The following is a 19865-nucleotide window of genomic DNA, read 5'->3' on the forward strand; positions in this document are numbered from 1 at the left end:
GTCGGCTGCCGCTCCCGCTCTGCGCTCTGGCGCTCACCGCCGCGCTCCTGGTCTCGATGGTTCTCGCTGTCGGCATCGGCGCGGTCAACGTGCCGGCCGGAGACGTATGGGCGGTACTCGTCCACCACGTCACAGGCCGGGGGCCGGTGGACGACGTGGCCCTCGACCAGATCGTCTGGCAGTTCCGCACCCCGCGTGTGATCCTCGCCGCCGTTGTGGGAGCGGGACTCGCCGTCGCCGGAGCTGTCCTCCAGACCCTCGTCGCCAACCCCCTCGCCGACCCCACGGTGCTCGGCTTCTCGCACGGCGCCTCACTGGGCGCCGTCCTCGTGATCACGCTCGGCGGAACCGGACTCGGTGGACTCGGCGTCTCCGGAGCGGCGTTCGCGGGCGCCCTCATCGCCGGGCTGCTGGTCTTCGCACTCGGGCAACGAGGGGGACGGCTCGCGCCCACACGACTCGTCCTCGCGGGGGTGGCAGTCGGCTACGTGCTGCTCTCGGCGACGAGCTTCGCGCAACTGCGGGCCACACCCACCGAGCTGCGGAGTGTCATGTTCTGGATGCTGGGCAGTGTCTCCGGCGCCCGCTGGAGCCAACTTCCCACGGTCACAGCGGTGGTGATCACCGGGACGGTGGTCCTCGCCTCCTTCGGAGGCCGCCTGAACGCGTTGCTCGCCGGGGACGAGTCGGCGACGTCCCTCGGCGTGGACGTGCACCGCACCCGTGGAATGCTGCTGGTGGTGGCCGCCCTTCTCACCGGGACCGTCATCGCGGTCGCGGGCGGCATCGGCTTCGTCGGCCTGATGATCCCGCACCTGGTACGCCTCGCCCTCGGCGCGGACCATCGCCGGCTGCTTCCCCTGAGCGCGCTCCTCGGGGCCGTCTACCTCGTACTGGTCGACCTGCTCTCCCGCACCGTCAACCGGCCCAACGAACTGCCGCTGGGCATCCTCACCGCACTCCTCGGGGCACCGTTCTTCCTCTGGCTGCTGCGCCGCAACAGGGGGATCGACACCGCATGAGACTGACCGTGGACGCACTCCACCTCACGCTCGGCACGACCCCGGTCCTGCGCGATGTCGGCCTCGACGTGTCACCGGGCCACGTCGTGGGCCTCGTGGGCCCCAACGGGAGCGGCAAGTCCACCCTGCTGCGAGCGGTCTACCGATCACTGCGCCCCGCAGCGGGAATCGTCGAGGTGGACGGGCATGACGTCTGGCGGCTCTCCCCCCGGGCCGCCGCCCGGCACACTGCCGCCGTCCTCCAGGACGGGGCGGGCGCGGGCGGTCTGACCGTCATCGAGACGGTCGCGCTCGGCCGCAACCCGCACCACGGGCTGCTGGGCCGTGGCGGCGCCGCCGACCGGCGCGCCGTCACCGAGGCGATGGAGAACTGCGGCATCGCGCCGCTCGCCCACCGCGACCTCGCCTCGCTCTCCGGCGGTGAACGCCAGCGTGTCCTGCTCGCCCGTGCTCTCGCCCAGGCCCCGGGGCTACTCGTTCTGGACGAACTGACCAACCATCTCGACATCCGCGCCCGGTTCGAACTTCTCGGCCTGATCCGGAAGGCGGGAGTCACGACCCTCGCCGTACTGCACGATCTCGATCTGGCCGCCCGCTTCTGCGACCGTCTCGTCGTCCTCCACCACGGCCGGGCCGTCGCGGCCGGCCCGGTGCTCGATGTCCTCACCCCTCACCTCCTCCAGAAGGTCTTCGGGGTCGGCGCCCGGGCCGAACGGCACCCCGACGGCATCATCCGGGTCACGTACGAGGCGGACCCACTCGCACCATGAGGTCCCGCGGAACCAGTGAAGCCTTCGCCGGGCCACGCGAGCGAGTACCTTATTGCACACTGGTTGCAGTAGCGATCAATATGCGAAAAGGAGAGGCCGTGCGGACTCCGGTGGTGCTGCGCCCTCTCACCGGCTCGGAACTCCTCGCCCGCCACGAGGACGCCCGTCAGGTGTACGCGGAGGCGTTCGGCGGCCCTCCTTGGTCCGAGGACGCCTCGGCGGCGGACGGGTTCATACGCCGCCTGTCGGACGACGTCGCCCACCCCGGGTTCACCGCGGTCGGCGCGTTCCGCGACGACCGGCTCGTCGGTCTGGCCACCGCCTGGACCACCCCCACACCCTTGCCCTCCGGCCGCTGTTACCCCCGCGCGGCGGCGGCCCTGGGGCCCGGCCGTACGGCGCAGTGGCTCTGCGGTAGCCGTGAGGTCGACGAACTCGCGGTGTCCGCCGACGCCCGAGGTCAAGGAGTGGGCGCGGCTCTCCTGGAACGGGTCACAGCGGACGCCCCGGATGGCCGGTGCTGGCTGCTGACCTCCGTACGGGCCCGCGACGCGATGAGCTTCTACCGACGCCTGGGCTGGGCCCAGGCCACCCACCCCGCGTGCGAGAACACTGGCATCGCGGTCTTCCTCGGCCCCCGGCACCCGGGCCGGACTGCCGTTCCCCTCCCCCTGTGACCGACCGAAGGACTCCTTGTGCGTACCGCCGACATCCGCAGCCGCTTCCTCGACTTCTTCGCCGCCCGGGGCCACTCGGTCGTCCCCAGCGCGCCCCTGCCGACCCCGGACCCGACGCTGCTGTTCGTCAACGCCGGCATGGTGCCGTTCAAGCCGTACTTCACCGGTGAGGCGCCCGTCCCGTGGGAGCGGGCCACCAGCGTGCAGAAGTGCGTGCGGACGCTGGACATCGAGGAGGTCGGCCGCACCACCCGGCACGGCTCGTTCTTCCAGATGAACGGCAACTTCTCCTTCGGCGACTACTTCAAGGAAGAGGGCATCGCCTACGCCTGGGACCTCTCCACGAGCCCGCAGGCCGAGGGCGGCTACGGGCTGGACCCGGCCAGGATCTGGGTGACCGTCCACCACTCCGACAGCGAGTCGCGCGGAATCTGGCGACGGGTCGCGGGCCTGCCCGACGAGCGGATCGTGGAACGGGGGGACGAGGACAACTTCTGGTCCATGGGCGTCCCCGGACCGTGCGGCCCCTGCTCCGAGCTGTACTACGACCGGGGCCCGTCCTTCGGCCGCGAGGGCGGCCCGGCGGTCGACGAGGACCGGTACATGGAGTTCTGGAACCTCGTCTTCATGCAGTACGAGCGCGGCCCGGGCCCCGGCAAGTCCGGCTACCCGATCCGCGGGGAACTGCCCCGCCGGAACATCGACACCGGCATGGGCCTGGAGCGCATGGCCACCCTCCTCCAGGGCGTGGACAACCTCTACGAGATCGACGAGACGCGCCCCGTCCTGCAACGGGCCGCGGACCTGGCCGGCATCCGTTACGGGGCGGACGCGGAGGCCGACGTACGGCTGCGGGTCGTCGCCGACCACGTGCGTACCGCCCTCATGCTCCTCGCCGACGGTACCGCGCCGGGCAACGAGGGCCGGGGCTACGTACTGCGCCGTATCCTGCGCCGCGCCGTCCGCTCCATGCGGCTGCTGGGCTACGAGGACCTCGCGCTGACCGAACTGCTGCCGGTGGCCCGCGACTGCATGGCGCCCAGCTACCCGGAGGTCGCGGACGCCTATCCCCGCATCGCCGATCAGGCCGGGGCCGAGGAGGACGCCTTCCGCTCCTCCCTCAAGCAGGGCACCGCCGTCCTCGACACCGCCGTCGCCCGGGTCAAGGAGAGCGGTGGCCGGTCACTGCCCGGTGCCCAGGCGTTCCTGCTGCACGACACCTACGGCTTTCCCATCGACCTCACCCTGGAGATGGCTGCCGAGCAGGGCGTCGAGGTCGACCGCGAAGGCTTCACCGCGCTGATGAACGAACAGCGTGAGCGGGCCCGTGCGGACGCCCGCGCCCGCAAGGCCGGCGGCGCCGCGGACACCACCGCCCTGCGCACCGTCCTCGATGCGCACGGGCCCACCGACTGGCGGGCCTGGGACACCCTGGAGACGGAATCCCGCGTTCTCGCGCTGCTTGGCCCGGCCGGCCCGGTACCGGTGGCGCGCACCGGCGACATCGTCACCGTCGTCCTGGACCGGACGCCGTTCTACGCCGAGTCCGGCGGCCAGGACAGCGACGCCGGGCTGCTGTCCGGCGCCTCGGCCGAGGCCGAAGTCCTCGACGTCCAGCGCCCGCTGCCCGGCCTCGTCGCCCACCAGGTCCGCGTCACCGCGGGCGAACTCGCCCCAGACGACACCGTGCACGCCGCCGTCGACCCCGAGTGGCGGCTCGGCGCCCGCCAGGCCCACTCCGGCACCCACGTCCTGCACGCCGCGCTGCGCGAGGTCCTCGGCCCCACCGCCCTCCAGGCCGGCTCCTACAACCGCCCCGGCTATCTGCGCCTCGACTTCCCCTGGCGCGGCGCCCCGACCCCGGCCCTCCGCAGCGAGATCGAGGAGGCCGCCAACCGTGCCCTGCGCCGCGACCTGCCCGTCGGCGTGCGATGGATGACCCTGCCCGAGGCCAAGGAACTCGGCGCGCTCGCCCTCTTCGACGAGACGTACGGGGAGAAGGTGCGCGTCGTCGAGATCGGCGGGGCCTGGTCCCGGGAACTGTGCGGCGGCACCCACGTCGCACACGCCTCCCAGATCGGCACCGTCGCGCTCACCTCGGAGGGCTCGGTCGGCGCGGGCATGCGCCGCCTGGAGGCCGCCGTGGGCATCGAGGGCTTCGGCTACCTGGCCCGCGAACGGGACCTGGTGGCACGGATCGCCGAGCAGCTCGGAGCCCCACGCGCCGAACTGCCCGACCGTATCGCCGGCCTCCTGGACCGGCTCAAGGCCGCCGACCGGGAGAACGCCCGCCTCAAGCAGCTGGCCACCGTCGCCCGCGCCGGGGAACTCGCCGACGCGGCGGCCGACGCGAACGGCGTACGCGTCGTCACCACCACGACGGAGGGCACCGCCCAGGAGGCCCGCGCCCTCGCCCTGGCCGTCCGCGACCGCCTGCCCGCCGACACGCCGGGAGCGGTCGCGGTGGGCACCGTGGACGGAGCACTCGTCCTCGCCCTCAACAAGGCGGCCCAGGGTGCCGGTATGAACGCCGCCCAGTTGGTGAAGCAGCTCCTCGGAGGCCGGGGCGGCGGCTCCGCGGAGGTGGCCCAGGGCGGCGGCCTCGGGCCGGCCGGAGTCTCCGGTGCCCTCGCGGGACTGCCTGCTGTGATCAACGCGTAAGGACTGCCTGGCCACTGATCAGGCGAAGGCCAACTGTCGGAAAGAGTTGCGGACGTCGGTCAGTGGCTGTCGGTCGCGGGTGTAGTAGAGCTTGTTGGTCAGCAGTACCGCCCATCGGTCTTGCGTGGGGGAGATCCACATTCCGGTGCCGGTGAAGCCGTAGTGGACCCAGACGTCCTGCTCGTCGGTGGTGCCGGGGGCCGGGTGCCAGAACAGGCCGCGCTCCGGTTGGAGGCCGCCGGTCTGCACGGTGAGGGAGTGGGCGCTCCACTCGGCGCCGAAGCCCGCCTCGGCGGGGGCTGTGGTGTGGTCGAGCATGTAGCGCAGGAAGACGGCCAGGTCGTCGAGGACAGTGAAGACGCCGGCGATACCGCACACTCCGCCCAGGAGCCGGGCGGAGAAGTCGTGGGCGACGCCCCTGAGGTGGGTGCCGGTGTCCTGGTCGAGTTCGGTGGGAGCGCACTTGGCTGCGAGGTCGGCGGGCAGCGGCCCGTACCGGGTGGAGTCCATGCCGAGTGGGCGCCAAGTTTTTTTCGCGGCCAGTTGGTCGAGCGGTTGACCGGAGAGGTGTTCGGCGAGGTAGCCGAGGATGAGGGCGGCCCGGTCGGTGTACTCGACGGCTTCACCGGGCGGTCGATTGAGGGCTTCTCGCAGAACCCCGCGGCGAATGGCGACGGGATCGCTGCCGTAGAGGTTCTTCAGCTGGGCGCGGAGAGGCAGACCGGCGGTATGGGTCAAGAGCTGGCGAGCTGTTACGGCGCCGAGGGGATGACCCGCGACCTCGCCCCAGAAGGTGCCGAGCGGGGCGTCGAGGTCGAGGACGCTGTCCGCCCACAGCGCGCCGATTGACGCCCAGACCGCAAGGATCTTGGTCAGACTGGCGGCGTCGAAGACAGTGTCCCGCCGCATCCTCACGTCGATTTCATCGGGGTCCAAGGCCCCGGTGGCACCGGACGCCTGAACGCCGCCGGAGTCGCCGACAGCCCACACCACGCCCGGATAGACCTTGTCCCGGATGCCTTCGCTCAGCAGGTTCTCGATGCGGTCTGTGTGGTGCGGCATGGTCTCCCTCTTCGTGTGGGGCATCTCTCGGCGCTCTTGAGAAGCGCCTTCTGCTCGGCTTCGTCGGCGGTCAGGCCCCAGCGCAGTTGGCGGTCCAGTCGACGAGGTAGGTGCAGGACGCGGAGTCGGCGGGCGGCAGCCACTTTGCGGTGACCGTGACCAGCGAGCGCTCGGCCGTTAGATCGTTGGCACCGCTCGGGGGTCCAGTTGTAGGCGCCCTTGCCTGTCCCACGCCTCAGCGAGCGGGACCCTGTGGTCGGTATCGAAACCGCGTTGACGTGGTCCGCTGAGACAAGACAGCTGCTCAGAGGGGCGCACGGGATCAGCATCTGAGGCCTGGGTGCGGGGTGCTTTGTTGTCTGTGGATATCGAAGCTTCAGCAAGAACGCGGTCGGCCATGGCTGATCCGCGCTGACTTTGCGGGTGGCCCTCAGTTCGTGGCCTGCGGAAAAGCGCTGCTCGGTGTTGAGCGGCTTGTCCTTGGTGTGGTCCTCGGCTCATGATCATGCCACTTGATGCCTTGTTCCCTTGATGAAGAGATTTTCCGCTTGTGCGTTTTGTGCCCAGGTGACAGTGGGGGGCGCGGCTAGGCCTGCGAGGAGGAACATGGTGCCGACGATGTACCAGCCGGGGCGGCCCCAGGTGATGCACAGGGAGATGAGCAGGGCTGGTCCGACGGCTTCGGCCAGGCCGGCGCCAAGGCCGAACACTCCGAGGTATTGGCCGGTGGCGTGGGGCGGGGCCAGGGCGAAGGACACTTCGAAGCCGGCTGCTGAGTGCCACAGTTCTCCGATGGTGTGGACGACGACCGCGGTCAGCAGGAGTGAGGCGGCGGCCCATCCCGGTACGCCCGCGGACAGGGAGATCAGGGCGCAGGCTGCAAGGAAGGCCACCCCGGAGCGGCGGTAGGCCCATGCGCCTGTGGTGGGGTTGTCGATGTTGCGGCTTGCGCGAATCTGGAATCCGATGACGAGGAGCGTGTTGAGGAGCATGGTGCCCGAGATGAGCCAGTGCGGGGCTTCGGTGCGGGTGACCAGCCACAAGGGGATGGCGACGGTGAGCACCTTGAACTGAATGGCCATGACGCCGTCGAGGACAGTGAGCGCGAGATACGGGCGGTCGCGCAGTGCGATCCAGCGCGGCCCGTGCGACACCGGTACCGGAGCGACCTTCGGCAGCATGAACATCACAGCCGCGGACGCGGCGAAAGCAACCGCGTTGCCGATGACGAGCAGCGTGTACGACGTGTGGCTGCCGACCTGGACGGCCCAGCCCGCCAGCACCGCACCCACCGAGATACCAATGTTGCTCACTGCCCGCAGGTAGGCGCGGAACTCCTGAGGCCGCTCCCCGCCGTGATGCCGGATGAGCGGGCTGCGGGCGGCAAGGCCCGCACCCTTGGCACCCGTTGCCGCGCACACCGCGATGACGAACGGCCAGAAGCTGTCGGCCAGTACGAAGGCGGCCGTGGCCGCCGCCTGAACGGCGAGAGTGGCGACATAGACACGGCGCGCGCCGCGCCGGTCCGCCAGGTGGCCCGCGGCGATGCCGGCGGCCAGGGCGAGGATGCCGGCAATGCCGAGGCCGAGGCCGACCTGACCGGCGGGCAGATGGACCGCCTGTGTGAAATACAGCACCCCGGCGGTCAGGTAGAGGCCGCTGCCGATGGTGTAGACAAAGTTGGAGAGGGCGAGGATGCGTTGCGGTCGTGTGTCCGGCAGCAAGTGGGGCATGGGAAGGGCTCCGTTGCCTCGGCAGAATGTAAGGGCTACTCGTGGCCAGTGAAGCTTACGCGTTCACTCGTGGGATGAGGAGAGCGCAAGGAGTACCACCGTTGGCTGGCTCTGATTTATGGCTCGAAATGGAGACTAAGGGCTGTCCCGCAATTGATCTTCGACTCCGGTTGGACGCGGGTCCTCCGGGCGCGGCTTGTTTGCCTATCCGGCGACGGTGAGGTTGTGCAGGCGGGCGATGCCGAGCATGGCGTGGTGGACGCCGTCGCCTGGAGGACTTCGTTGCGGGTGTTGCAGCCGTCCTTGTCCGCGTCGACCCAGTGCTTGAACTTGCTCCGCTCGTAGCCGGCACGCGCCTCGTCCGCGACGGGCAGCGCCTGCAGGGCGTCGGTCAGGGGCAAGGTCAGGACGCTGCCCTTGTCACCGAGCGGCCCGGCTTCTGCGTGGGCGGGGGTGGTGAGAGCGGCGAGCGCGGCAGCGACGGCCGCCAGGGAGACGAGGATGCGCCCAGCGGGTCCTTTTCGAAGATCGGCACAGACGGTTCGTGATCTTCGTAGTGGCCCGGTTCCTGCCCGGCGGGCCGATTCGCCGGGCGTTCACTCCGGAGCGTGGAAAGTCAGACCGGCCAGCGGCCACGGCGCGCGTACTGCAAGCAGTAGCAGGCGCTGCAACTCCTGAGGATGCTTCAAGGGCTGCGCGGAGCACATCTGCATGGCCCCTGATGTGACCTGCCAAGCGGCCTCGTCGTCGGCGTAGCCGGAGATGGCGTTGTCAAACGGACAACCTCTGTGCGCCACGGTCGGTGGGCCGGGATCGTGGCGGGCATGCAGACCACCATCCTTGAGGGACGCGGTTTCGTTACCGCTGTCATCCATTCCATTGGTGCCCGTCATGCCGGTGTCGCATGACCTGGTCACCGACGGGCTCTGCGTCGACCTGCGCCGGGCGCTGCGTAACCCGGCTGATGATCCGGCCATGCGTTACCGAACGGGCCTGGACGATGACGTGTATCAGCACGTTCTGAACACTTCTGGCGCCCGTGACCTCATCAACCGCACCGCCGTTCAGCTCCACCTCCTAGTCGACGAGGTGCCCGTCGGGCGCGTTGCCCGCATGACCGTGGCATGCCAGGGCGGCCGGCATGTTCGGTCGCGGTGGCAGAAGCGGTGGGTCGCCGGGTCTGGGCGGCGATGGGCGGCGTGTACGGAGTGGAGATCGAGCACCACCACATCGACCACCCCGTGTTGGCTTCCTTCATTCCTGCCTAGGCCGCTTCTTCCGGATCATCTCCCGGAGGACCGGCGAACCAGGAACGGCCCTGGGCCCAGTGGGCCACCCATCCGGTGAATCCAGGGGTGCCCGGCATCGGGGAGGTGCTCTGCGAGGTACCGAAGGGCATAGCGCCGTACTCGTCGATCAGCCAGACGTGACCGCGCTGCGGGCCGGTGACGACCAGATGCCAGTACATGCCACAGCCGTCGGTTCCCAGCAACAGGGAGCCGTGATCGAACACGGCGTCCAGCCGGGACTCAAGTTCCTGCTCCGACAATGCCTCCTCGTCCTCCTCGTCGTTCTCCCATATCCACGTCGACCTGAGGGGAAACGGTTCGGCGATCAGGCGCTCGGGGCGGCCGGAGCCCCAATCCGAGGGCGTTTGCGCGAAGGGCAGCAGACCGTAGTAGGGCGGCCCGGCCCGCAGGCCGTCGCAGACCTCCGCCACGAACGTGCGGTAAGGCTCCGGCAGCGTGATGCCGTGCTCTGCCTCGAAGAACCGCACCGCCTCCCAGCCGGCCGGCGGCGACGCCTCGGGACGGGGCGCGAAGAACGCACGGAGGGCGGCCAACTCGGCCGGGTCGCAGTTTTCCGTGTTCATGCCGATCATCATGCAAGATCCGAAAGAAGCGGCCTAGGCGGGTACGGTGCTCCTCCACGAACGCCTCCAGGCGCTCGGTGACGCTGAAAGCGCCAGTTGGGAGAGGTGTGAGCTTCGGCGGCGAAGTGGAGCTCACGAGTGATCACCTCAAGTGAACGCCCGCCCCTGTGCGCGAACCACCGATTCGGCCGCCATTGCCTCCGGTTCGAGGAGTACGGCCTCAAGCGCTGGCAACACACCGCCCTCGTTTGGCCTCGGCAGCGGCTGTTACGAGCCCGGTCCACCGTCCGCTTGTACGCCCAACTGGCCTGTGGGTCATATGACTTGTAGGAATCGCAGGCTACGATTCAGTACTCCGATATATGGCCGCGTCCGGAGTATGGGGGTTGTGGAGCGATGAGGCAGGGCAGAATCGTGCGCACAGCGGTGGGGCTGGGCATCGCCGCTTCGGTGATCGCGGGGACCGCCTCCTGCTCCGAGAACAAGGGCGAACAGAAGATCGCGTCTTCGGAGCGCTCCGACGGGACAAGCAACTCAACGCCCACCCCGTCACACCCCTCGCCCGCTCCCGCCGATCCCCTGCTCGACCACGGCGTTCCCACGAGCGACGGGCTCATCGCGGCGCTGCCGAAGAAGGGGGAACTGCCCGCCGGATGGGTCAAGTCCGGTGAGGATTCCGTTGGCTGGCGGGACGCCGCCGATGCCATCAAGGAGGGCGAGGACGCGACCGCGTGCGGGGCCGCGGCGCTGGTCCGCCGCCCTAGCGTGCGGGTATGTCAACTCCTCGACGCTTCGCGGCCTTCGTGGTGTGCACGGCGGTGCTCACCGCCACCACGACCAGCGCCACCGCCGCCGACCCGAAACCGTTCGCCCGCTTCCACGGCCAGCACGTCGACTGGCATGCCTGCGCCCTCGACGCCGACGACGAGACGGGCCAGGCGCTGGATGCTGCCGGCGCCGACTGTGCCGACATCACCGTGCCGCTTGACTACGCCGACCCCGACGGTCGCACCATCACCGTCGCCATATCCCGTCTGAAGGCCACCGATACCGCCCACCGCGTCGGTTCGCTGCTGCTCAACGACGGGGGACCGGCCGGCCCCAGCCTCCAGATGCCACTGACCAAGTCGGAGGTGATGGGAGAGGTCGCTGACCGCTACGACCTGATCGGCATGGACCCGCGCTTCGTCGGCCGGAGCACCCCGCTGGACTGTGGCTGGGACCTCGGCTCCGCACCCCTGCGCTCCGCGGGCGCCGACCTGGCGGCGTACCGCAAGGAAGTCGCCGTCGCGCGCGAGCTGGCCGGGCGGTGCGAGCGCGCCCACGGTGACGTGCTGCCGTATGTCACCACCCGCAACACGGCCCGCGACATGGACGTCATCCGCGCCGCTCTCGGCGAGGACGCCCTCTCCTACCTCGGCTATTCCTACGGCAGTTACCTCGGTGAGGTGTACACACAGCTCTTCCCCGGCCGTACCGACCGTATGGTGCTCGACGGCGTCCATTTCCCGGATCGCTACAGCCAGACGCTGCTGCACGGCGCCGAGGCGGCCAACGAGGCGGCCCTGCGCGCATGGGCGTCTTGGGCCGCCGCACGGCACGACACCTACGGGCTGGGCGCTACGCGGGGCAAGGTCCTGGCGACGGTGGAGCACATCCTGGGCGCTGCTGCTCAGGAGCCGCTGCGGATCGGGGACGCGTATCTGCTGGACGAGCACGTGCTCCCCTTCTTCTTCATCGGTGGCCTGGGTAGTGACCTCGACAACCAGCGCGCCGATCTCGCCGCGACCGTACGTCTCCTGGCGCGCGCTGCAGACCGGGAGCCGGTCGAGCCGTCCGAAGAGCTCACCGGGCGCCTGGAGTTCCTGCTGACCGGGGCGGGCTCGGCGTCCGCCAGCCAGATGACCGCGATCGTCTGCGGCGATGTGGCAGAGCGGCGCGGCGTCGGCAGCTACTGGCACGCGGTCGAGGCGTCCCGTGAGCGGTTCCCCCTCGCCGGACCGCTGGCCAACCACATCACCCCTTGCGAGTTCTGGGACCGGCCCGCCGAGGCGCCGACCGTGCTCGACAACGACGTCCCGGCCTTGCTCGTCGCTGCCACCGGCGACCCCCGCACCGTCTACGCCGGCGCCGAGGCCATGCGCGAGCAGTGGCCGAGCTCCCGGCTGCTGACCGTGGAGGGGGCTCGTCAGCACGGCATGTACGGCGAGTACGGCAACTCCTGCGTCGACGAGCGCGTCAATGCCTACCTGCGCACGGGACGGCTCCCCACCCACGACCTGGCCTGCGAGGCGTAGCCCCGGCAGCGGTACTCGGCGACGCAGGCGGTGCCAAGACGACGGGGCGCCGCGGTGCAGGTACCGAGACCGGCCTTCCGTACCGATCCGACGGTGGCCGCCTTGCGGTGCCCGGACGACGTCCTGGCGCAATTCTTCTTCGACCACGGCGACAGCGCCGCCTTCATCGACGACTACAACACCATCGACCTGCACACCATCACCTGGCAGCTGGCGCCCCTCCCCGCCGCCCACTTCACCGGCATCCCACTGGAGCCGCCGACGAGGGATGCATCTAGAACTACGCCAAGAACCCGGTCTACTGGGTCACCGCCCCCCGCAGGTCGCCCTTCACTGGGAGAAGCACGGGACGTGGCTGCGCTCGCTGCTCCTGATCGAGCGGCGTCTCCTGGATCCGGACCCCGGCGTACTACAGGTCCTGGAGAGCCGGCGGAGATCCGCCGGGGTCCGGGGCCACTGTCAGCGGCCCCGGACTCGCGGGGGATTGAGAGGGTTCAGCGTCGAGCCCAGGAGCGCGCCGAGGCGGGCCTGCGGGGTACGGCCGGCCTGTTCCAGCCGCTGGCGGCGCCGCTGCGCCGCGAGCACCTGGTTTCCTGCGACCGGCCTCGGCTGCAGAGGCCAGGACCGGCCACCGCAGGCCCCGTCCTGCGGGTGCGCGAAGCACTGCTCAACGCTGCCCAGTCCCACGAGGCTTGTCCTCACCCCTCGCTGCCGCCCGTTGCCTCCCCAGCCGCAGCAGCCTGCTCGCGAAGCGTGGTCATCCACGATTCCATGAAGCCGGCCGCGCCGGTATCGTCCTCCGGGATCTGAAGAATGTGCGGGCTCTGCGCGGGCCGTTCCATGAGTGCCTCGTGCAGGCGGCCGAAGAGCGGTTCGAGGCACATGGTCAGGCTTTCAGCGTTGCCTGGGGGAGGGGGCAAAGAGATCATGTGGTCCAGCAACGGGTCCATGCCCCATGAGTCGATCAGATCCCGCATCGCCGCCAGCCCGGGTGTATCCGGCATGAACAGCCCACTGCGGGACCCCCTGCGACGGCACTGGGACACGGACCGCGACAGCTATCTGGAGCCTCCGCCGCGGGGCCTCCGATAGGGGAGGGCGACAACATGGCCGGGCCGCCGCCATCGGTACCGACGGACCGGCAGTCTCCGCGGCCCCCGCTGGACGCCGGGGCGCCCCGGATCCCCCAGCGGGCACCGTGCGGGTCACCGGGTCCGGCCACCGCGTGCGGAACGGCGCGGCCGCCCGTGCGGGCGGCAACGGTTCGGCGCGAAGGGCGTCGCCCCGCCGCCTTACGTACGGGCCCGGACGGCAACCCGGCTGTTCAGGGGTGTTCGGGGAGCCGGGCCGCGGTGACGGCCACCCGGCGGTCGCCGAGGACTGCCACCTGGGCCGCATGGGGTACTGGCTGCACCCTGCCGCCACTGGACAGGGCATCGCCACCAGAGCAACGGCGGCCATGGTCACCGAGATGTTCACCTTGCCGGATGTGGAGTACCTGGAAATCACGCACGACCTGTCCGACGCCTCCAGTGCCGCGGTTCCACGCCGGTTGGGCTTCACCGAGGTCCTGCGTGAACGGGGAACGCCGCCCGCAGTTCCCTCGGGCTGCGGGATCGCCGTGGTTTGGCGGCTGAACCGTCCTACGCCGCCCATTAACGGAACTCCCTGCCCCTGAACATCCGAACCCACCGAGCTCGCTCCCTGTCCCTGCGGCACCGAACGAGACGACCTCTTAGGGCTTGCAGGAGATCAACACGTCGGTTTGATCTTGTTCTCGTCGAGGTCGAGGAACCTCGCAATGTCAGTCGGTGTGCGGAATCTGGCGGTCGAGGCAGGGATGTGAATGCCGTGGGCTTCCAGGAGCAGGCGGACGTTGGCCGATACCCGTGGCGGACTGCTCATCTACGGCGTCGCCAACGACCACACGGTCATAGGCGTCGACTGGGAGAAGGCCGATCTCCGACAGTACTCGCAGTGGGTCCGCAACCACGTCCACCCCTACCTGCCCGACCTGGTCATGTTCCGCTTGACCGACGGAGCGGAGTCCCTCGTGGTCGTGGATGTGCCGGCCAGCGAGATCAATTCCCGCTGATTAGCAGCAGGGGGCTGGGCAGGCCTGTGGCCCCCTCTTCGTATCCGACGGCGGTAACACCATGAAGGGTCCAGGCCACTCCGGTCAGGTGGCTGCCTGTGTCCGCGCTGTTCGAGGGTACGGACAGCTTCGACCACCGGTCGTCCCGAAGGCGCATGACGTACGGCGTGCCGTCCGTCTGTTCACCTGTGATCGCGATTCCCTGGGGTGCGAGTGTCAGGTCGTTCACCCGGCCGGTGCCTGCGGGCGCGGGGACCTGCCGCCAGGTGTGGCCGTTCCAGTGCGCCAGCAGCGCGTGTCCGGTGTCCGCGTCGTCGTTCAGCTTGCGGCCTGCTGCCCAGATGTTGTGGGCGCCGCGGGCCTCCAGGTCGATGAGTTCGCCGTTCATCCCGTCGTACGGGACCGGCACGCGCGACCAGGAAGCGCCGTCGTAGTGCAGGATCACGGGCTGGTCGTCGGAGGTGTAGCCGGAGACCCACACGTCGTCGGCGGCGAGGGCGGTGACGGAATTCGTCCACAGTGAGGTCGCATCGGGCACGGGCACAATGTGCCACGCCGTGCCGTCCCAGTGCTCGACCAGCGCCTCCCCGTGCGTCTGCTGGATCGTACCCCCGGGCTTGTCCGGGTCGGGCTCCTCACTGTCGACGACGATGAGCCAGCCGACCGCCCACACATCGTCCGTGGCCCGCGCCGACACGTCCAGCAGTCCGGCGCCCGAGAGCCGCTTGCCCGCCGGTGCCGGCGCGCCGATCACCTGCCATGCGGAGCCGTCCCAGTGCTGGGTGAGAAAGGCACCGCGCTTCTCCTCGTACAGTCCGACCGCCCACGCGTCGTCCTGGGACACGGCGCTGATTTCGCTGATCTGGTTGGAGCGGTCGGCGAACGCGGGCATCGGTATCCGATGCCAGGCCTTCTCGTCGTCGTCGCGGGCGAGCAGCAGCGGCGTCCTGGGCTGGACCTTGCCCTCCTGACTGACCTGCACTCCGTAGGCCCAGGTGGTGTCGGCGTCCACGCGCGTGACTCCGGTCAGCGCCGCATCCCCCACACCCGACAGGTCCGCAGCGCACCACCGGGCGTCGGCGTGCGCGGTGACCGCCGACAGGGCGATCACGGTCACGGCAAGCGCCGCGACGGCCGTTCTCGTGCGTACGTGGACTGCGCTCATGCTGAACACTCCTGATGTGTGTGCGGATTCAACGCCCTTCCCCCCTTCAAGTGCGGCGGCGGCAGTTAAGCGTTGCGGCGCGCCAGCAACCATTTTTCCGCTGTCGAGTCATCGCCGGCGCCGGAGCGGATCGCGGCCGCGGACGATCGATGAGTACTTCCAGGTCGAGCGGCCGCCGCTCATGCCGTTGCCCGAGGAGCCGTTCGAGACGGACCGACTTCACTCCCAGGGACGACCGCTACAGCCAGATCGCGGTCCTCACGAACCCTTACTCGGTGCCGGTCCGGCTGGTCGGCAAGCGGGTCCGAGTCGTGCTGCACGCGTCTTACCTGGTGGTTTACGACCGGAACGTTGAAGTGGCCCGTCACGAGCGTCTGATCGCGATGGGCGGCTGACGTCTGGATCTGGACCACTACCTGGAGGCCCTGATCCGCAAGTCGGAAGCCTTCCCGGCGCGCGGCGCCCGAACAGGCCCGCTCGGCCGCCAAGTTCGCCCCGGTCCACGACGCCTGGTGGGCCGCAGCGGTCAAGGAAGCGGCGTAGCGCAATACGCCGTAATCCCGGACCTTCACTCATTTGCTGTACCGTTAGTCGCTTCCGGTGGCAGCCGAGTGCGTACAGGATTTCCCGGTCCGGCCGACGGTCAAGCACGGTCCTGGCCTGTTCTGGTGACCCGCCCCGCCCCTAGGTATGCGCAGCGCCGGTTGCGTCGGGGACGTAGGGTCCGGGCATGACTCCCGAGTCGCCCCGGAAGCGCTACAGCCGTGCCGACCTCGAGGCCGCCCGTTCCGCGCAGCTGCCCGATCTCGTGTGCCCGGGCCTGCTCGTCCTGTTCTGCGGAATTAACCCCGGGCTGCGGTCGGCTGCGTCAGGGCTGCACTTCAACCGCCCGGGCAACCGATTCTGGCCCGCGCTCCACCTCTCCGGCTTCACCCCGCGCCTGTTCACCCCCCAGGAACAACACAAACTCCTCCCGCTGGGGCTGGGCATCAGTGACATCGTGGACCGGCCCACCGCGGCCGCGCAGGAACTAACCGAAGAGGAGTTGCGCGAAGGTGGCCGCCACCTGACGGCCAAGATCGAGAGACTACGACCTGCCTGGGTGGCCCCCCTGGGCATCACCGGCTACCGCACGGCCTTCGCCGGTCCCGACGCCGTCATCGGCCCGCAGGAATCCCGGATCGGACCGGCCAGAGTATGGGTCCTGCCCAATCCGAGCGGCCGCAACACCCACTTCCCGCTCCCCGCCCTCACCCAGGAGTTCGCCCGCCTGCGCCGGGCTTGCGGCATACCCGACCGCCGCACGACCTGACAGATCGCAGGCGCGGCGTCCGGCCGGCCGACGGCCCGGCCCCTCGTCGTGGTACAGCTGGCTCAGACTCTCTACGACCCTCCCGAGCCGGCCCAGGGCGAGGTGGCGGCGGAGCCACAGTCCAGCCGTTGGTTCGTGCGTCGGCCTGAAGGTGCACGGTGCGTGGCACGGCAGGGGGGCTTTCAGTCGGTGGGCCAGGGTTTCCCCTGCCAGGTCTTGGAGCCACCGGGGTTGGCGCCCTTGCCGTACCCGATACCCCTCCCCATCTCGTCTGCGGGGGGATCATGCGGGCGGGCGCGTCGGAGCTGGCCAACGAGAACCTCGCCCCCGTTTTGGGGGTCACAGTGACCTACAGGTCTACACGGCGGTGACGTTCACAGGAGATGGGCCCTTCTGGCCGTCCTGAATCTCGAACTCGACGTTCTGCCCCTCGGTGAGTGTCTTGAATCCGTTGCTCTACCACTGCGAACGTGATCATTACGCGTCTCAGCCGCCGCCGTCCCCCACTTTTCTTCATGCCCCCAGACTCCCGCCGGGGCAGAGCCGGCACATGAGGAAGACCCCTGACAGACCCCGGACAGGCCCCTGACCCAACCTCCGCCAAGCCCTGCCCCTTTCGGCGTATTTGCGATGCCCAGGGCCGGGACTGCCCGACTGGCGGTCTCTCTCCATCTTCGGCCTGTCGTGCGCTCGCCCAGCGTGGACAGCCCATGCCGGGCCTGCAGAATCGTGCACTGATAGTAGGTGACGGTAAGTCAGTAGTGCAGGACCGAAGGGAGGCAGGGCGAAGGGGTGCCTGCACGGGCGAGCGAGGGAAAATGAGCGCTCCTTCCCTTCACCATGCACGCCAGTCGCAGCGCGCGCAGAACCGCTGCTCGTCAGCCGTCGCACGCCTGGCCAGTGAGAAGTGGATCCGCGCACTTCACCACCGTGAGCATCGCTGGTGGGATCGGGGTGTGCGGCAGCCGGGACGAGCGCGCCGGCTTTCACCGCCTCCACAGCGCCCTGGATCGCGTCCGTGCTGATCACGGCGTGCGGGGCGCAGGCGGCATCGGCCAGAACCCCGGCTTGCTCGGCGACGCCCGGTGCGGCGGTCCCGAAAGCGAATCGGGAGGCATCCCGCTGGATTCCCCTCGATGTCATCTGGGTGCGCCGATGGTTCGGATGGCGGCCCGGGGCTGCCGGGGCGAGGTCGATGACGGCCTAGTCGTAGAACCGTTGCCCCTTCGCGCCGCGCCCAGCCGAAAGCTTCTGCCAGGCCCGTTTCGGCACCTTCCGTGCCAGAGCATCGGCGCGGAAGGTGCCTGCGCGCCGGTGGGCACTTCGGTCGAGCATGCCACCGCGAGGATATAGCCGATGCCGCGTTCCTCCAGAGCCGTACGGAGTCTTGGGTTGCCGCCGTGGCCCTCGTTCCCGGTGACCCAGCCGACCTTCGATTTCGCTCAGTGAGCCCGGTGCCGGTGAGCGAGGTCGTCGAGTGATGGCCGGTGGCGCCGCGATGCGCTACGAGGAAAGGAGTGGTGCGCGCTGAGAAGGGAATCACCGTCGGTCATGCCTACCTTTCCCGCCCCTCCCGGGCCCGTCCTGGAAGCGGCCGCTGCCGCTTTTGCCGAGGCGACCGCGCAGCCCCCTTACCTCTTCGACCTGGCCCCTGCCGAGGGCCGTGCCGCTGTTGACGAGGCGCAGTCCGGCTCCGTGGAGCTGCCTGAGGTGGACGAGGACCGCAGGCGGCAGCCGAGCGGCGCGGCCTGACCGTCGCGTACGCGGCGGACACGCATCTGCACGCCGACTTCCTTTCCGGCGCCGTCCAGCTCGGTCACGACACCGGCGCCACAGTGCTCGCCTCCGCCGCCGGCCGCCGCGCCTTCCCTCACCACGCTCTCTCCGACGGCGCCGAGGTCGACCTCGGCGGGCTGACCCTGTGGGCCCTTGCCACCTCCGGGCATACCGACGAGCACATGTCCTTCCTCCTGCTGGACGGCTCCCGGGAGCTGGAGGTGTTCACCGGCGGGTCGCTGATCGTGAACTCCGCCGCCCGCGCCGAAGAACTCGCCCGTGCCCAGTACCGGTCCCTGAAGCGCCTGACCACGTTCCCGGACGAGACAGCGGTGTGGCCCGCCCACGGCGTCGGCTCGTTCTGCTCGGCTCGCCGGCACCCAGCGCACCACCACCATCGGCGCGCAGAAGCAGGCCAACCCGCTGCTCGCCGCGCACACGACCTCGACGCCGGGCCGATCGGCGAGCCAGGCCGCCGGCCTCGATGCCTCCCGGTCGGGCAGTAGGTCAGGGCGGCGGGTCTCGACGTAGACGAGAACGGTGCCGTAGTGGCGGCCCTTGCGGGCGGTGTGCTCGTCGACGCCGACCACACACGGGGCGGGCACCTCCGGCTCGGGAAGAGCGTCGACCAGTGAGCTTCATTTCTCTTCTCCGATCAGTGGTACGACGGCGCGAGGAATTTCACGAGTCGGTTACGGAGCCCGCCCTGTGTTCGGCCGGTGAAAGGGAGTCCCTGCCGCCTACCGCCGAGCCGAAGCTGATGAGTAGGGCGGTGAGGATGCGGCGCAACCGGGGTTCCACCTCGAAGAGGGCGTGGCCGAGCCGGGGATCGCTCGTGTAGAGCTCTCGCAGGAGTGGTCCGGGGGTGGCCATCTGCCACAGCGCTCCGGCCAGGCCGGTTGCGGTGGCGACCGTATCGACGGCCTGCTCCTCGGTCAGGCCGAGTAGCCGGTGCAGTTCGGCACCGATCCCCGCTACCTCCTCCAGCGTGCCGAGCTTGAAGGTGCGTACGGCCTCGAGGGACACGTTGCGTTCCAGATTCAGGGGTGCCTGCGCCAGCAGATCGCAGAACAGAGGGCGCGCGGCCAGGGTGGTCGCCAGAACGTCGGCGACGGCCGCGGGCGCGGCGCGCTTGCGCTGTGCCAGATCCGCACGCAGTGCTGCGGACCATTCCCGCCAGCCCTGTGCGGTGAGGTCGAGGAAAATCTGCTCCCGTGTCTCGAAGTACCGCAACAGCGCCGACTTGTGCATGCCGACCTCGGCGGCGATGTCGGTGAGTGTGACCTCACGGATCCCGCGCCGGCCTCCGAGGGTCCGGGCCGCGTCGAGGATCGCAGCCTCGCGTATCTGCTTGGCCTGGGTGCTGCGTGCCCGCTGGAAGGCAGCCTGATCAGTCATGACGCCATCATAGAAGCACTTACC

At 69.7% G+C, this 19865-nt stretch carries 18 protein-coding genes and 3 pseudogenes; 12 read left to right on the forward strand and 9 right to left on the reverse strand.

Annotated features, from left to right (window positions below; all coding sequences use genetic code 11):
• The first annotated feature begins 56 nt into the window (after window positions 1–56).
• From EAO73_RS27075 to alaS, 4 genes are all read left to right on the forward strand, one after another.
• Window positions 57–1022, forward strand: coding sequence for a FecCD family ABC transporter permease (locus EAO73_RS27075; protein WP_147974196.1), 966 nt, complete (start codon window positions 57–59; stop codon window positions 1020–1022).
• A complete protein-coding gene (locus EAO73_RS27080; RefSeq protein WP_147974197.1) occupies window positions 1019–1792 on the forward strand; it encodes an ABC transporter ATP-binding protein in 774 nt (257 codons plus the stop codon). Before EAO73_RS27075 ends, EAO73_RS27080 begins: the two co-directional genes overlap by 4 nt.
• Before the next feature lie 98 nt (window positions 1793–1890).
• Window positions 1891–2469: a GNAT family N-acetyltransferase gene (locus tag EAO73_RS27085; RefSeq protein WP_224756470.1), complete on the forward strand. Its 579-nt coding sequence runs from the start codon at window positions 1891–1893 to the stop codon at window positions 2467–2469.
• Window positions 2470–2487: 18 nt separating this feature from the next.
• A complete protein-coding gene (gene alaS, locus EAO73_RS27090; protein ID WP_147974199.1) occupies window positions 2488–5130 on the forward strand; it encodes an alanine--tRNA ligase in 2643 nt (880 codons plus the stop codon).
• An 18-nt stretch (window positions 5131–5148) separates the two neighbouring features.
• Here alaS and EAO73_RS27095 read toward each other — a convergent pair whose 3' ends face one another.
• From EAO73_RS27095 to EAO73_RS36135, 3 genes are all read right to left on the reverse strand, one after another.
• On the reverse strand, window positions 5149–6192 hold the full coding sequence (locus EAO73_RS27095; protein ID WP_147974200.1) for a serine hydrolase domain-containing protein: 1044 nt from the start codon (window positions 6190–6192) through the stop codon (window positions 5149–5151).
• 503 nt (window positions 6193–6695) lie between these two features.
• Window positions 6696–7925, reverse strand: coding sequence for an MFS transporter (locus tag EAO73_RS27105; protein ID WP_147974201.1), 1230 nt, complete (start codon window positions 7923–7925; stop codon window positions 6696–6698).
• Between the two features lie 596 nt (window positions 7926–8521).
• On the reverse strand, window positions 8522–8818 hold the full coding sequence (locus EAO73_RS36135; RefSeq protein ID WP_191134240.1) for a hypothetical protein: 297 nt from the start codon (window positions 8816–8818) through the stop codon (window positions 8522–8524).
• Here EAO73_RS36135 and EAO73_RS37385 point away from each other — a divergent pair.
• The gene (locus EAO73_RS37385; protein WP_412075347.1) at window positions 8817–9272 is read left to right on the forward strand and encodes a hypothetical protein; all 456 of its coding nucleotides are present in this window, start codon (window positions 8817–8819) and stop codon (window positions 9270–9272) included. The genes EAO73_RS36135 and EAO73_RS37385 overlap by 2 nt on opposite strands.
• Here EAO73_RS37385 and EAO73_RS27115 read toward each other — a convergent pair.
• Window positions 9190–9810, reverse strand: coding sequence for an SMI1/KNR4 family protein (locus EAO73_RS27115; protein WP_147974203.1), 621 nt, complete (start codon window positions 9808–9810; stop codon window positions 9190–9192). The two genes, EAO73_RS37385 and EAO73_RS27115, sit on opposite strands and share 83 nt — an antisense overlap.
• Window positions 9811–10571: 761 nt before the next feature.
• Here EAO73_RS27115 and EAO73_RS27120 point away from each other — a divergent pair.
• Entirely contained in the window at window positions 10572–12095 is a 1524-nt protein-coding gene (locus tag EAO73_RS27120) for an alpha/beta hydrolase (protein ID WP_147974204.1), read from the forward strand.
• 698 nt (window positions 12096–12793) lie between these two features.
• On the opposite strand, the gene EAO73_RS27125 is transcribed toward EAO73_RS27120, so the two are convergent.
• Window positions 12794–13099: a hypothetical protein gene (locus tag EAO73_RS27125; protein ID WP_147974205.1), complete on the reverse strand. Its 306-nt coding sequence runs from the start codon at window positions 13097–13099 to the stop codon at window positions 12794–12796.
• 392 nt (window positions 13100–13491) lie between these two features.
• Here EAO73_RS27125 and EAO73_RS27135 point away from each other — a divergent pair, with 392 nt between their 5' ends.
• On the forward strand, window positions 13492–13773 hold the full coding sequence (locus EAO73_RS27135) for a GNAT family N-acetyltransferase (RefSeq protein WP_263576314.1): 282 nt from the start codon (window positions 13492–13494) through the stop codon (window positions 13771–13773).
• Window positions 13774–13971: 198 nt separating this feature from the next.
• A complete protein-coding gene (locus EAO73_RS27140; protein WP_147974206.1) occupies window positions 13972–14190 on the forward strand; it encodes a helix-turn-helix domain-containing protein in 219 nt (72 codons plus the stop codon).
• Here EAO73_RS27140 and EAO73_RS27145 read toward each other — a convergent pair.
• Window positions 14177–15355 carry a hypothetical protein gene (locus tag EAO73_RS27145; protein ID WP_147974207.1) on the reverse strand — a complete coding sequence of 393 codons (1179 nt, stop codon included), beginning with the start codon at window positions 15353–15355 and terminating at the stop codon, window positions 14177–14179. The two genes, EAO73_RS27140 and EAO73_RS27145, sit on opposite strands and share 14 nt — an antisense overlap.
• 149 nt (window positions 15356–15504) lie before the next feature.
• Here EAO73_RS27145 and EAO73_RS37390 point away from each other — a divergent pair, with 149 nt between their 5' ends.
• Both EAO73_RS37390 and mug read left to right on the forward strand, forming a co-directional pair.
• The gene (locus tag EAO73_RS37390; protein WP_412075352.1) at window positions 15505–15750 is read left to right on the forward strand and encodes a Mu transposase domain-containing protein; all 246 of its coding nucleotides are present in this window, start codon (window positions 15505–15507) and stop codon (window positions 15748–15750) included.
• 335 nt (window positions 15751–16085) lie between these two features.
• The gene (gene mug / locus EAO73_RS27155) at window positions 16086–16667 is read left to right on the forward strand and encodes a G/U mismatch-specific DNA glycosylase (RefSeq protein WP_147974208.1); all 582 of its coding nucleotides are present in this window, start codon (window positions 16086–16088) and stop codon (window positions 16665–16667) included.
• A gap of 357 nt (window positions 16668–17024) precedes the next feature.
• On the opposite strand, the pseudogene EAO73_RS27160 reads toward mug, so the two are convergent.
• Window positions 17025–17111 (reverse strand): annotated as a pseudogene (locus tag EAO73_RS27160) (cold shock domain-containing protein); the annotation flags it as partial.
• A 762-nt stretch (window positions 17112–17873) separates the two neighbouring features.
• A pseudogene (locus EAO73_RS27165) lies at window positions 17874–18091 on the reverse strand (IS701 family transposase); the annotation flags it as partial.
• 127 nt (window positions 18092–18218) lie between these two features.
• On the opposite strand from EAO73_RS27165, the pseudogene EAO73_RS27170 reads away from it, so the two are divergent.
• Both EAO73_RS27170 and EAO73_RS27175 read left to right on the forward strand, forming a co-directional pair.
• Window positions 18219–18389: pseudogene (locus EAO73_RS27170) on the forward strand (esterase); the annotation flags it as partial.
• A gap of 113 nt (window positions 18390–18502) precedes the next feature.
• Entirely contained in the window at window positions 18503–18949 is a 447-nt protein-coding gene (locus EAO73_RS27175; protein ID WP_224756472.1) for a hypothetical protein, read from the forward strand.
• 175 nt (window positions 18950–19124) lie between these two features.
• Here the strand turns inward: EAO73_RS27175 and EAO73_RS27185 are convergent, their stop codons facing one another.
• Window positions 19125–19841: a TetR/AcrR family transcriptional regulator gene (locus EAO73_RS27185; protein ID WP_147974209.1), complete on the reverse strand. Its 717-nt coding sequence runs from the start codon at window positions 19839–19841 to the stop codon at window positions 19125–19127.
• Between the last annotated feature and the right edge of the window lie 24 nt (window positions 19842–19865).

This window comes from Streptomyces sp. col6 (assembly GCF_008042035.1).
In the GTDB taxonomy this organism is placed as follows: Bacteria; Actinomycetota; Actinomycetes; order Streptomycetales; family Streptomycetaceae; genus Streptomyces.